General features: G+C 44.5%; 15 protein-coding genes. 3 read left to right on the top strand and 12 right to left on the bottom strand.

What is annotated here, in order from left to right:
- Nucleotides 1-57 precede the first annotated feature (57 nt).
- The 4 genes from rpoH to ftsY form a co-directional block, all read right to left on the bottom strand.
- Nucleotides 58-915 (bottom strand): RNA polymerase sigma factor RpoH, encoded by an 858-nt coding sequence (gene rpoH / locus TW84_RS10820; RefSeq protein WP_045975672.1) that lies wholly within the window; start codon nucleotides 913-915, stop codon nucleotides 58-60.
- 166 nt (nucleotides 916-1,081) lie between these two features.
- Complete coding sequence (ftsX, locus tag TW84_RS10815) at nucleotides 1,082-2,050, bottom strand: permease-like cell division protein FtsX (protein WP_045975671.1); 969 nt, start codon at nucleotides 2,048-2,050, stop codon at nucleotides 1,082-1,084.
- Nucleotides 2,040-2,714 carry a cell division ATP-binding protein FtsE gene (gene ftsE / locus TW84_RS10810; protein WP_045975670.1) on the bottom strand — a complete coding sequence of 225 codons (675 nt, stop codon included), beginning with the start codon at nucleotides 2,712-2,714 and terminating at the stop codon, nucleotides 2,040-2,042. The genes ftsX and ftsE overlap by 11 nt, the downstream gene beginning before the upstream one ends.
- 27 nt (nucleotides 2,715-2,741) lie before the next feature.
- Nucleotides 2,742-3,929: a signal recognition particle-docking protein FtsY gene (ftsY, locus tag TW84_RS10805; RefSeq protein WP_045975669.1), complete on the bottom strand. Its 1,188-nt coding sequence runs from the start codon at nucleotides 3,927-3,929 to the stop codon at nucleotides 2,742-2,744.
- 209 nt (nucleotides 3,930-4,138) lie between these two features.
- Between ftsY and rsmD the strand changes: the two genes are divergently transcribed.
- Both rsmD and TW84_RS10795 read left to right on the top strand, forming a co-directional pair.
- The gene (gene rsmD, locus TW84_RS10800) at nucleotides 4,139-4,738 is read left to right on the top strand and encodes a 16S rRNA (guanine(966)-N(2))-methyltransferase RsmD (RefSeq protein WP_045975668.1); all 600 of its coding nucleotides are present in this window, start codon (nucleotides 4,139-4,141) and stop codon (nucleotides 4,736-4,738) included.
- A 12-nt stretch (nucleotides 4,739-4,750) separates the two neighbouring features.
- Nucleotides 4,751-5,017, top strand: coding sequence for a DUF1145 domain-containing protein (locus TW84_RS10795; RefSeq protein ID WP_006957308.1), 267 nt, complete (start codon nucleotides 4,751-4,753; stop codon nucleotides 5,015-5,017).
- Between the two features lie 56 nt (nucleotides 5,018-5,073).
- Here TW84_RS10795 and TW84_RS10790 read toward each other — a convergent pair whose 3' ends face one another.
- The 4 genes from TW84_RS10790 to TW84_RS10775 all read right to left on the bottom strand — a co-directional run bounded on the left by TW84_RS10790 (nucleotide 5,074) and on the right by TW84_RS10775 (nucleotide 7,977).
- Nucleotides 5,074-5,658: a YhgN family NAAT transporter gene (locus TW84_RS10790; RefSeq protein ID WP_045975667.1), complete on the bottom strand. Its 585-nt coding sequence runs from the start codon at nucleotides 5,656-5,658 to the stop codon at nucleotides 5,074-5,076.
- Between the two features lie 98 nt (nucleotides 5,659-5,756).
- Nucleotides 5,757-5,993: a YecH family metal-binding protein gene (locus tag TW84_RS10785; RefSeq protein WP_045975666.1), complete on the bottom strand. Its 237-nt coding sequence runs from the start codon at nucleotides 5,991-5,993 to the stop codon at nucleotides 5,757-5,759.
- A gap of 64 nt (nucleotides 5,994-6,057) precedes the next feature.
- On the bottom strand, nucleotides 6,058-6,681 hold the full coding sequence (locus TW84_RS10780) for a lysoplasmalogenase (protein ID WP_045975665.1): 624 nt from the start codon (nucleotides 6,679-6,681) through the stop codon (nucleotides 6,058-6,060).
- 930 nt (nucleotides 6,682-7,611) lie between these two features.
- Nucleotides 7,612-7,977 (bottom strand): hypothetical protein, encoded by a 366-nt coding sequence (locus TW84_RS10775; RefSeq protein WP_045975664.1) that lies wholly within the window; start codon nucleotides 7,975-7,977, stop codon nucleotides 7,612-7,614.
- Nucleotides 7,978-8,284: 307 nt separating this feature from the next.
- Here TW84_RS10775 and TW84_RS10770 point away from each other — a divergent pair, with 307 nt between their 5' ends.
- Nucleotides 8,285-8,614: a DUF2500 domain-containing protein gene (locus TW84_RS10770; RefSeq protein ID WP_045975663.1), complete on the top strand. Its 330-nt coding sequence runs from the start codon at nucleotides 8,285-8,287 to the stop codon at nucleotides 8,612-8,614.
- A gap of 1 nt (nucleotide 8,615) precedes the next feature.
- Here the strand turns inward: TW84_RS10770 and TW84_RS10765 are convergent, their stop codons facing one another.
- From TW84_RS10765 to TW84_RS10750, 4 genes are all read right to left on the bottom strand, one after another.
- The gene (locus TW84_RS10765; protein WP_045975662.1) at nucleotides 8,616-9,593 is read right to left on the bottom strand and encodes an amidohydrolase family protein; all 978 of its coding nucleotides are present in this window, start codon (nucleotides 9,591-9,593) and stop codon (nucleotides 8,616-8,618) included.
- 181 nt (nucleotides 9,594-9,774) lie between these two features.
- Complete coding sequence (locus tag TW84_RS10760) at nucleotides 9,775-10,788, bottom strand: acyltransferase (RefSeq protein WP_045975661.1); 1,014 nt, start codon at nucleotides 10,786-10,788, stop codon at nucleotides 9,775-9,777.
- A gap of 99 nt (nucleotides 10,789-10,887) precedes the next feature.
- Nucleotides 10,888-12,108: an organoarsenical effux MFS transporter ArsJ gene (gene arsJ, locus TW84_RS10755; protein WP_045975660.1), complete on the bottom strand. Its 1,221-nt coding sequence runs from the start codon at nucleotides 12,106-12,108 to the stop codon at nucleotides 10,888-10,890.
- 74 nt (nucleotides 12,109-12,182) lie between these two features.
- Nucleotides 12,183-12,674 (bottom strand): cyclin-dependent kinase inhibitor 3 family protein, encoded by a 492-nt coding sequence (locus tag TW84_RS10750; protein ID WP_045975659.1) that lies wholly within the window; start codon nucleotides 12,672-12,674, stop codon nucleotides 12,183-12,185.
- Nucleotides 12,675-12,683 lie beyond the last annotated feature (9 nt).

Here is a 12,683-nt window from a genome sequence, read left to right as displayed (position 1 = left end):
ACAGAAAAAGCCGAGACCCTTCGATCTCGGCTTTCTGAATTTGCTAGGCTACAAAGATTAAAAGTCGCCGACAGCTGCTTTTAGCTTTTTCATTGCGTTCTTTTCTAACTGACGGATACGCTCCGCTGACACATTGTATGTCTCAGCCAGTTCTTGCAGAGTCGACTTGCTATCTTCTAACCAACGCGAGCGAACGATATGCTGGCTACGTTCGTCAAGACTCGACAGTGCTAAGCTCAAACGATTGTTCGTGTGCGCTTCCCAGTTAGCAGCTTCAATATTGTCCGCTACGTCCGAAGCTTTATCTTCAAGATACAACATTGGTGCAGAGTAGGATGAGCCTGAGTCGTCGTCATCGTTTTGCATTTCAAATGCCGCATCTTGCGCTGCCAAACGAGATTCCATTTCGCGTACTTCCGAAGGCTCAACACCTAGCTCCTTCGCCACGGTTTCCACTTCACCGTTGTTGAACCACCCTAGGCGTTTCTTTGACTTTCGCAGGTTGAAGAACAGCTTACGCTGAGCTTTAGTGGTCGCAATTTTAACAATGCGCCAGTTACGCAAGACATACTCGTGAATCTCAGCTTTAATCCAATGTACTGCAAATGACACCAAACGCACGCCGACTTCTGGATTAAAGCGCTTTACTGCTTTCATCAAGCCGATGTTACCTTCCTGGACAAGATCCGCCATTGGCAAACCGTAGCCAGAGTAACCACGAGCTACGTGCACTACGAAACGTAAATGCGAAAGAATCAAGCCTTTTGCCGCTTCTATTTCGCCTTCATAGTGTAGTCGCTCAGCTAGTTCACGCTCCTCCTCAGCGGTCAGCATTGGATAGCCGTTCACTGTGCGGATATAGCTATCTAAGCTATCTTGTGTAACTACAGCCATTGGATACGCTTGGTTAGTCATTTAATTCCTCATCAATATCTGATCTGGAGTAAGTTTTAGCCCATCAATCTTGAACCTAAAATGAACAAGATTCAAGCGGGGAAAGTTATTATGCATAAACCATTCGTCTATACAAGTAAAAAGTATACGGTGGCGTATACTTTCAAAAAATTATGACAACTTCGACTTATACTGGTTCAATTTCTTTCAAATGACGCTGCGCTGAAACTTTTGCAGCCAAGCACCCCAGAAAAGTTCCGAGCATCAATAACAGTAAGCTTTCATCCCAACTCAACCCAATAAGACGAAACCGACTATCGTAAAGTAAAGCCAGTTGCTCCACACTGCTATTGAGGACCACCGTAATAATCGCTGTCATGATCCATGCCGTAAGAGCACCGAGCAATCCAAACCACATTCCTGAGTACAGATACGGTCTTAAAATAAAGCTATTCGTTGCACCGATCAATTTCATGGTTTGAATCTCTTCTTTATTCGCAAGAACGTTAAAACGCAACGTATTACCAACTATGAGGAACACAGACCCGAGCATTAACACAGACAAAGTGACCACAATACCACTGACCAAATTCTTGATCGCATCTAAACGAGTTAACCAATCTTCATCAAGGCGCACATCTGTCACCTCGTCTTCTTTTGCAAGAATCGCAGCCAGCTGTTTGATTTTTGCTTTATCTTCAATGTTAGGAGTAACGATTAACACTCCTGGCAAAGCATAATTATCCAGCAGTGAAATCGCGTGATCGAAACCTGAATATTGGCTTAGGTCATCGAGCCCTTGTTGAGGCGAGATATATTCAACCTTAGCAACCTCATCCATACTCTCCAACTGGTCTTTCAATACCATAATGCGAGCTTCAGGTGTTTGTTCCTTTAGATAACCACTCACTTTCGATGGGCTGGTCACATTGGTGGAAGCAGCAGCCAAGTTCTTACCCAGCAGGTACATTGCCGCTGGCATCGCTAACGCCATAGAAATCACGGCTAGAGTAAGGATATTCCCCAAAGGTCGCGACCACATTACTGCAAACGCTGCGTTTGCCTGTTTGAAGTGTACGGTAAAGAAGCTGTCACGCTTGACGCGATTCTGTGGTCGGCCTTTGGCCGACTTTTTATTACGCACATTAGCAGCCATAATCTTCTACCTCACTCAGAAAGCCTTGGTTCAGTTCAAGATGGCGATATTGCGGACGCGTATTGACCAGCCCGATATCGTGTGTCGCTAATAAAATGGTGACGCCAGCCCGATTAAACTCTTCAAAAAGCTTAATGACACGATTTGACAACTCTGGATCCAAGTTACCTGTCGGTTCATCTGCTAAAAGTAACGTTGGGCGGTTAACCACAGCACGGGCAATACCGACTCGTTGTTGCTCCCCCCCAGATAACTGGCTCGGCAAGCATTTCGCTTTGTCCAACAGATCTGTTTTGTCCAGTGCCGCTGATACACGACGTTTGATTTCACTCTCAGAGATAGACTCGATACGCATTGGCAACGCGACATTATCGAACACAGAGCGGTCCATCAATAAACGATGATCCTGAAAGACAATGCCAATGTTGCGGCGCAGGAAAGGAATATCTTTATTGGGAATACGAGTAATATCATGATCATTAAAGCTTATTTTACCATCCGTCGGGCGTTCAATGGCACAAATCAACTTGAGCAAAGTACTTTTACCAGCACCAGAATGGCCGCCAAGAAACGCCATCTCTCCACGACGCAGGTGGAAATCGACCTTTTGCAGCGCTTGCATGCCACCACGGTACGCTTTACTTACTTGCCGAAATTTTATCACTCGTCATCCCTCTTACTGAACTGCCAATTAATCTTCTCGACTAAACAATGCGTCAATAAATTCCTGAGTTTCAAATGGGCGTAGGTCATCAATACCTTCACCCACACCAATGTAACGGATTGGAATCTGAAACTGGTCAGCCAGCGCAAAGATCACACCACCTTTTGCAGTACCATCAAGTTTGGTCAGGGTGATACCTGTCAGCGGTGCTACATCGCTAAACAGTTTTGCCTGACTGATCGCATTCTGACCTGTGCCAGCATCCAATGTCAGCATGATTTCATGCGGTGCCGAATCGTCTACCTTCTTCATCACACGGACGATCTTGCGTAGCTCTTCCATTAGGTTTGATTTATTTTGCAGACGCCCAGCAGTATCAGCAATGACAACATCTACGCCTTTGGCTTTGGCCGATTCAATAGCATCATAAATTACCGATGCGCTATCCGCCCCCGTATGCTGCGCCACAACAGGTACGTTATTGCGTTCTCCCCAGACCTGAAGCTGCTCAACAGCTGCAGCACGGAAGGTATCCCCTGCTGCTAGCATGACTTTTTTACCTTGTGACTGAAACTGTTTTGCTAGTTTACCAATTGTTGTGGTTTTACCGACACCATTCACGCCAACCATTAGGATCACATAAGGGGTTTTGTTGGTATCAAGTTCAAGCGGCTTTTCGACAGTCGAGAGAATACCTGCCATCTCTTCTTTCAACAGACCATAGAGCGCTTCGCCGTCTTTCAGTTCCTGACGTGAGGCTTTTTCTGTCAAATTGTCGATGATTTTCACTGTGGTATCCATACCAACGTCAGCAATCAATAACTGCTCTTCCAACTCTTCAAATAGCTCATCATCAATTTGTTTATCTTTAAACAAACCAAAAAAGCCGGCGCCTATATTCGCTTTTGTACGCGCTAAGCTGCGCTTTAAGCGAGCAAAAAAGCTTTCCGTTGGCTTCTCTTGCTCAAGCATACGAGGTTCTTGTACCTCTTCTGCTTCTGCTTCTGCTTCTGCTTCTGCTTCTGCTTCTGCTTCTGCTTCTGCTTCTGCTAAGTCAGCTTGAGGCTCTGGCTGAACATCGTCAACGGTTTGCGCTTCTTCTGCGCCTTTTTCAATGGTTTCCGACTGAGTTTCTTCAGCAGATGGCTTAACCTGTTGTTCTTCATCACCAAAGCCAAGCCAAGAAAGTAATCCGCGCTTCTTTTTTTCCGTCATCTGGGGATATCCTAGATTGTCTTAATTTACTCTGACACTTTTCGCCGGGCATTGTCCCGGTAAAGAAAAGAAAAATGACAACAGAGTGAAAAGTTTCCAGCGTTATAACGATGGTATACACTTTGTCATCAACAAAATTTGGGCTGTACTCAGGGCGAACTCACTGAGCGACTGGGTATAGTATCACTTTATTAGCGGTCAAAAAATCTATGGTACAGCGTCGCCAGCAAAACACATCACAAAAAAAGCCTTCAACAGGCTTTGTTCGAATTATTAGCGGCTTATGGAGAGGAAGAAAACTGCCTGTTCATGATGCAGAGGGGCTACGCCCGACAACGGATCGCGTAAAAGAAACCCTTTTCAACTGGCTGGCTCAGGATGTTCCTCAAGCAAAATGCCTCGACTTGTTTGCCGGTTCTGGCGGGTTGGGCTTTGAAGCGGCTTCGCGTCAGGCTGATAAGGTCACCATGATTGAGCTCAACCCGACGGCATTCAAGCAGTTAGAAAAAAACATTGCGGCTCTTAATTCAGATAACCTTACCGCGATTAACAGCGATGCGTTGGGCTTTCTTCAACAAGCAGGTACACCGCATCATGTGGTGTTTATCGACCCACCATTTCGCAAAGGCTTACTGGAACAAACCGTCACTTTGCTGGAAAGTAATGGCTGGCTGGCCAACGATGCCATGATTTATATTGAAACTGAGAAAGAACTTGCGTTGGAAGGCATTCCAACCAACTGGCACCTACACCGAGAAAAAACGGCAGGCCAAGTCAGTTACCGATTATTTGAAAGACAACAAGACTAAAAAGGAAGTCTCATGAAAGCTCTACTTTTTCTTGCCAAAGCCGCGATTGGCTTTGTGTGGTTCATCCTGATCCTGAACTTCTTTATGCCCTTTCCGGGCAAAGCGGCGATTGCGCTTTACATCATGACAGCCTTCCTGTTCATCATGCATGGCCTGCAATCAGCCATCTTTATCGGCGCGTTTGGTGACAAGATTAAGATGACCAGTTGGGAAAAATGGTCGATTCTGATCTTCGGCATCTTTGCCCTGCTCGATATTCGTCGCAAGTACATGATGTAAAACCCACACCATCCAATGTAAAACGCCGCTCATCTTGAGCGGCGTTTTTTTGTTTCTTAGCTTAGATAACTCTTCACTCCGTTGAGGAACATCTGAGTCGAAATCATCACTAGCAGCAGCCCCATCAGACGCTCAATGGCTTTTAAGCCTCGTTCACCTAAGATACGGTGGAAGAAGTTATAGAACATCAAGATAAAGAAGGTCGCCCCCCACGCCAGCAGAACAGCACCAGACAACTCAAGCAACTTGTCCGGGTGCTGGGTCGACAGAAGTAGCAATGCCGCAATCACCGATGGCCCCGCAATCATAGGAATGGCCATAGGTACTATAAACGGCTCTTCACCAGCAGCTAACCCCGTAATACTACCCGCACTCGGGAAAATCATCTTAATCGCGATGATGAACAGGATAATACCGCCAGAAATACTCAACGTTTCGGGCTCAACATGAAGAAAGCTAAGAATCGCCTTACCTGCAAACAAAAATAGCATCAATATTATCAGCGCAAAAAGCAGCTCACGAATGAGAACCTTACGTCTGCGCTTAGGATCAAGGTGCTTCAGAATAGAAAGAACGATAGGGAGGTTACCGAGCGGATCCATGATAAGAAACAACATGGTTGCGGCAGAAAGAATTTCCATGAATTAGCCTCCAAAGCCAAAGGTTCTCAAAAGCAGAGCAAAAAGTCGGCGAAGTATATCAACACCGTTCGACAATTTGGAGGCAAAAAGCAGAGTTTTTAGTGGCTACAAACACGCTCTAAATTCAACGCCCATTTACCACCGACATCGACAATTTTCTCTCGCTCGATAAAAAATGCCATCAGTGCATCGAGATCCAGCCCGTTCAGCTTACAGGTATAAAACTTTGCCTGCACACCAAACTCAGCGCAAGCAACATCACGTAATTCCTGCATTGCCATTGGTCTGTCATGCAATAAGTTTAGAACTTTGTGTGCGTGTATTTCATTGAACATCATTTTCTCCACTTACAGGTCAGTAGAGGAAGAGTAACTTGATACTATCTCGTTGATTTTGATTTTAGATAATCAAAGATGCGGTAATCAATGAGTGTGCTAGCAGGTAACTGCCAGAGATAAGATAACGCCCATAGCGAATGGAATGTCTGTAATCGTGCACAGCCAGAAGGCCTGCTGATAAAGTGAGAGTCAAGGTGCCTAAGAAACCTAATAGGCTGGCCCATGCCCCTGTCAATAACCATACTTCACCGGCAGCCCAATTGAGCTGCAACAGCATCATTCCCATAATCACAACGGGAAAGATCAAGCGGTCTATCTTAGGCAGCATCAGGAAAAACACCACAATGCCGATAGCCAAAAGCATAGCAGGCAGCCACCAGACAATCTCTCCAGAGAGTTGCAACCAAAAAGATGAGCTGTAGCAAAGTTGAGCCCCAACAAACGCAGCAAAGCACAACTTCTGATGTCGCTGATAGATATATAGACCATCAGCCACCATAGAGATCAGCAAGCCCAGTGTCACCCACCATAGCGATATACCAGCGACACTGTTCTGGCTCCACAGTATGACAACGAGCATAGCTAGCGACAATGTTTTAAACACGACAGCTTGCTTGTTTTGGTTGCTTTCATTAGCAGAAATACTAATAAATCCTGATAGCGCGACTGAAAGCCAGCTCCACATGAGTCCACCTCTTTTAAACTGAGTCGCCAGTGTAGGCAGGACGCTAAAGATGTCCAGACATGGAAAGCAAAACTTGGATCTTGATTGGCTTCTGAAAGGCGCACATAGGCATAGGTAAAGCAGCGCATTCTCTTTTATCGCGATCTGATTTCACCAATAATTTGGTATAAAATACGACTTTAGCCAAATTGACTAACTCTAGAGAGCCAAGATCCAAAAAAGCATAAAAACACGCAAGAAAAATAAAAATAAAACAACAAAAATCAACAAGTTAACATTAATTCAAGGCATATTATAAGCGCAAAAAACTAAAAGAATGTAATCTTAGAAAAGTAAGCCAATAGCTATTTTAATCGGAAGCTAGGTAAAACAAGCTGAAACCAAACCCGATAACCATCAATTTAACCCAACACTGACACCAAGATGGCAATCAAGCAAAAAAATGACAATCTCTATAATTTAACAATAGTTAAACACCAACTAAGTACATATAAATCATACACTTAAACAAAAAAAATACAAAGAGAACAGTTTTCAACCAACTCAAAAATCATAGAAAAACAATCAAAAAACCATCCTAAATACTGCATTTTCGTACTTACACAGCGTTACTTTTAACGCTTAGTAAAATAAAAACTTGATCAAACCACAAAAACACTGCTATTCTAAATTACATAGAGTTAAGCATCACTAAATAGGAGCAGGGTTATGATTACTTCTTCACAAAAACAAGGACTTGTAATGATCGCAGTTGTTGTTGGCCTAATGACACTGCCGATGATGTACTAAGCCATAATTACAAAAGCAAAAAGGGACGCATTCGCGTCCCTTTTTGCTATGTCGCAGATTTTTCACACAAAACCCGTCTACAAATCCAACGGATTTCTAAGTTTGACTATTTTTTAAAAATAGTCTGTTTTAGACCTTTTATTACAAATGCTTAGACAAAATATCCCAATGAGCATAATAGAAAAGTAGTGCTGCTAATGTAATCAGAGTCATCAAAGTAATCGCCGCTCGCCAGATAAAGCGGCTACTGCGTGGTGTGAGTTCTTTTTCACATTGATCACACACCGAAAGAAAGTCACTACGACTTTCCAACTTGTAATCTTCTTCATGAACTATTTTATTGCGAATGGTTGCTATATAACGCAGCTTACCAATTACATCATGCGGTAAACGTTCTTCACAGCTGGTAATCAACTGATGTAATCCCTTACCTTCAGCGTGATATTGCGTGCGAAGCAGCTTTTCAATTGTTCGTGTCCGTGTCACTACTTTTTCGATATCAGACATGGCTTCCCTCCATCGCTAGTAAGTTTAGGGGCAGAGACTGACCTCATCCTGCCAGTACTATAAGTAAATAATATTCCTTCTTATTATCTACTATCTAGCCCCATTTTCACCGCCCTTTGCAAGTAAATTAATGTAAAGGAATCAATGACTAGCTCTATAATCATACTGACAAAATCACCACTAACGTGTGACGTATCTCGAAGAATGCTACAAATAGTCATAGCTGAAGCTCACTGTTATGTTCAAAGCCTCAACCTGTGGTCAAACTAACACTAAAATAACCCATCAGCTTTTTGGGAGAGAAGGCATGCCATTAACGTTATTCATCGCCATTGTTGTGTTTATCATCGCCAGTGGCTGGGGATTTAGGAAACTTTATCGTAGACACATTCAGGGAGAAGATGCACCTGAACAAACAGCGGACGTCACCATAATCGATAAGCAGGCAATAGATATCCCAGACACTCAGCTAGGCCAAAATGAACAGGAATATTGGATCTACGTGCAGAAAGGACATCTAGACCCCAAGCGAGAATTTCAGGTTGGAGTGCATTACTTTCATGCCTTAAATCCTGGAGACGAAGGCGTGCTGACTTATCAAGGTGATAAGTTTCTTCACTTCGCGATGAAGCGCTGATCTAGCGCTTCACCATTTTGAGCATATTGTTTTTCGCCATGTTTTCAGCCACGTCATCTGGCAGCGCATCCAATACTTCATCCCAACGAGATAAAACTTCACCCGTAATTTTAAAGCGGCCTACAACATCAGAACCAATCATGAAGCGATCGGGATACTCTTTGATCAACGCTACCCATGCTTGCTTCGATTCAGGACTCGCCAGTATCACATCGCGCAAGCTCCAAGATGCCAAGATGTAGAGGTTAGCGTAATCATCCAGCAGCTCGCTGACTTCATCGATTAGAAAAGATAAATTCTGGCGTCGTAGCAGTGTCGAACTGGTCCCTGCGTGCGCCCAGATAAAATTAGTTTTACTATTTTCTTCTAACGCCTCCACCAGCTCATGCTTGTACAACGGGTGTGTTTCTCGCTCAGACGTGATATTGGTGTGCAGGATCACTGGCATTTTGTGCTTCGCAGCGACCTGATACACCTTCATCAAAGCAGGATGGTTAGCTCTGGCCTGTTCGCCTAATGTCAGCGCGGACAAACTATCATGACGAGTCAGAATCTCACCTATGCCTCTCCAGAAACCGGGATCGCTCTCAATCATCTGCTCAACTTGTTCCGCCGCGAACATATCCGTGGGGTTAAAGCCAGTAATGAAAGGAAACAGTCGATCTTGATACGGTGAGTCTTTCAGCGCTCGGTATAGAATCTCATCAGTACGTGAGTAATAATAGACGGGTGAGTCATCGCCAAATTCAAAACGGGGAGCAACCGGATCATGGGCGTTCCACTTTTTCATAATCGGCAGGCCCATCACAAACGCATGTTCAATATTGCTTTGATCCATCTTATGCACCAGATATTTGATGCCATCGGTACGCTGAAAAAAATCAACATAATGGATCTCAGCATCGTTAAAACTGCCGTCATTCCCGTAGGCGAATGGAGCTACTGATAAGATAAAGCCCACTAACCATTGTCTGTTCATATTCTCTTCCTGAGCCAGTGTTACCGTTTACTTCACTGCGATTAAGTTTTCAATATAACAATTAACCAGATGACTAAGGCAGTTTAATGCCATGTTTTAGACATAAACCTTTTTAATTTAATCGGTTACGATTTAGGAACATAAACAAACACCAATTAATGGTGACTAACTGACAACCATGCTAAGGCAACAACCAGCTAGTACGGCGGGATTTAGACACCATCCAACTCATCAAAAGCGCCCCAGTTCCACTCAAGACAATCCACACGGGAATCACCCAAGCAGGGTGACCTTGGTACCAGCCATACTCTTTCATTGGCCAGAGAAAGATCGGATGGAGAATGTAAATACCGAGACTATGTTGACTGATAAACCCAATCACTTTGTTGGCGTTATCAGACAAGCTTTCACCAACATAACGACCTAGCATAAAAATCATGCTCGCAGCCAGAACCACATTAAGCGTCTTATACGACAGCCATCGCCCTACCGTATATTCTTGCGCTTCGACACTGTTGGTAATGACCGCGTACCCAGTCGTGATGAGTGCACCGATCCCCAAGATCGCAAACATGGCAACATAAGCCGAAGTCAGAGGTACTCTTTTATACAATAAATATCCTAGAGGTAAATAGCCGCTGTAGAGCCACATTTGATGACTCCATGGCCCATCAAGGCCAATTAAAAACAATAACGTCGTCACCAACCAAATAGCCACATAAGAGTACAACGAGCTATCACCATACAGCCTGATCACATACTGAAAAAACGGAATGACAAAATACAAAGGGATGAAGTAATAAAAGAAGCCAAGATGATAATAAGTGGCGTGAAAGACACTATTGGCAAGCACTTGCTTGGTTTCTTCAGGATTAAAACCTGCCAAGCTCCATCCTGAAAGATACGCATAGAACAGCGACCAAACAATAAACGGCACCAAAACTTTACCTAATCGACGTTTGACATAGTATTTTGCATCAAATGGCCGGGCATCGCTAAGCAATAGCGCACCAGTAATAAGAGTGAACACCGGCACTGCCCAGCGGATCGCGCTATTCAAGCCAATCGCAATAGACCATTCTGAGAAGGGAATGCTACCGAGTTCTTGGCGATAAGGAGCAAGAACATGAATCGCGATAACTGCCACAGCAGCAACACATCGCAATAAGTCAAAAAACAGTACTCTATCTCTCATATCGCTACCTTTGTTCAATCAGTGTTGAACAAAGGTAGCAATAAAAAAGTGGACCACGGTGTAACCTTGGTCAACTTTGAGTCATGAGACTGTTTTAATTTACGTAGTTACTGATTGGGGCAACTTAGGCAGCTTGATTGAAATGAGGGTGGTCAAAGCAAGAAATGCGAAGGAAACCCATAAGCACGCCGCCAAACCCGCAACCTGAAATATCCAACCTGACAGTACTGTACCAATTAAGCGACCCATAGCGTTCGCCATGTAGTAGAAACCGACATCCAGTGATACACCATCACCTTTAGCATAGCTAACAATCAAATAGGAATGCAGGGAAGAGTTAACCGCAAATACAGTACCAAAAATCAAGAGTCCAATAACGATAACCAACTGGGGTTGCCAGCCAATTTGCACTGCGTACGCAATTCCCGCAGTGATCACCGCCAACAATCCAGCCCACATCAGCGCCGCACTACCGTCAGGGACTTTACCTTGTGCTTTACCAGTGATCTTAGGAGCAAAGCCTTGAACAAAGCCGTAAGCAATCACCCAAGTCGCTAAGAAACCGCCAACCCAAAGGTGATCCCAACCAAACACACTGCCCAGATAGATAGGTAGGGCGACAACAAACCAAACATCTCGTGCTCCAAACAGGAACATGCGCGCCGCAGACAAGATATTAATAGAACTCGACTTAGAAAAAATCTGGCTAAACTTAGGTTTGTTTTTGGCTTTACCCAAATCACTTTCAAGACCGGTTAAGCTGCCGATCAGCACCAGTGTTAGCACGCCCGCCATCAGCAGCACCGCGTACTTAAAGCCAATCAGAGACAGCAATAAACCACCGATGAAGAAGCCAACACCTTTAAGGGCATTTTTCGACCCCGTTAGAATCGCGACCCACTTATACAAGGCGCCTTGCTGCTCGTCAGGCACCAGTGCCTTGATGGAACTTTTAGCACTCATCTTATTGAGATCTTTGGCAATACCTGACAAAGCTTGAGCTAGCATTACCCAAGGTATGGTCAGCCAGACATTGGGAACCGCGAGCATCACCAGTGCCACTATCTGCATCGCCAGTCCAAGGTTCATGGTTTTGTTTAAGCCAAGCCTTGCTCCAAGCCAACCACCAATCAAGTTGGTTACCACGCCAAAGAACTCATAGAACAAGAACAAGGATGCGATTTCTAACGTGCTGTAGCCCAGATCATGGAAATACAGCACCACCAGCATTCTCAATGCACCGTCAGTAATGGTGAAGTTCCAGTAATTGAACGTCACCAGCATATATTGACGCACACTCTTACTCAGATTTGCGATCATAGATTACCCAATTTTTTCTTATGTACAGCGATGGGAGCTTTTGGACACCTGTGATCCAAAAACTCCTCAAGGAATTATTTCGCCGCAACTGCGTTGATGTAATCGACCTGAACAGGTTTGGTAAAGGCACCTGGACGTAACGCCTGTACCTCTTTGACAATGTCGCTCAACGGCCACTGTTTTTCTAACAGCAAATGTGCGGCCAACAGGCCCGTACGACCTGACCCGCCCATGCAATGCATCGCAACTTTACCGCCATTATCGACAACCTGATGCAGAGCAGAGCTGGTTTGCTGCCATTTCACGGCAAAGTCATCACCCGGTGCGCAGTCATCTTCAATTTCAATCTGAAACCACTGCATACCTAACTTCTCTGCCGCTTCACCAAGCTGAGCCACGCCTTTGCTCTCTAACTCTGTATTATCCAGCGCCGTCACTATCGCTTCGACACCTTGATCTTTTAGTTGCACAAGCGAAGCTTCCAGATCAACGCCTTTAGTACCTGGACAAGGAGTAAGTACTAACGCACCTTGTTCAAGATCCAATTGCCAAGTCGGATGTGTCATCTCTATCAC

Origin of the sequence: Vibrio neptunius, assembly GCF_000967495.1 — a bacterium.
GTDB lineage: Bacteria > Pseudomonadota > Gammaproteobacteria > Enterobacterales > Vibrionaceae > Vibrio > Vibrio neptunius.
Note: the sequence above shows the minus strand (reverse complement) of the source record. Positions and strands in the feature narration are given on the sequence as shown.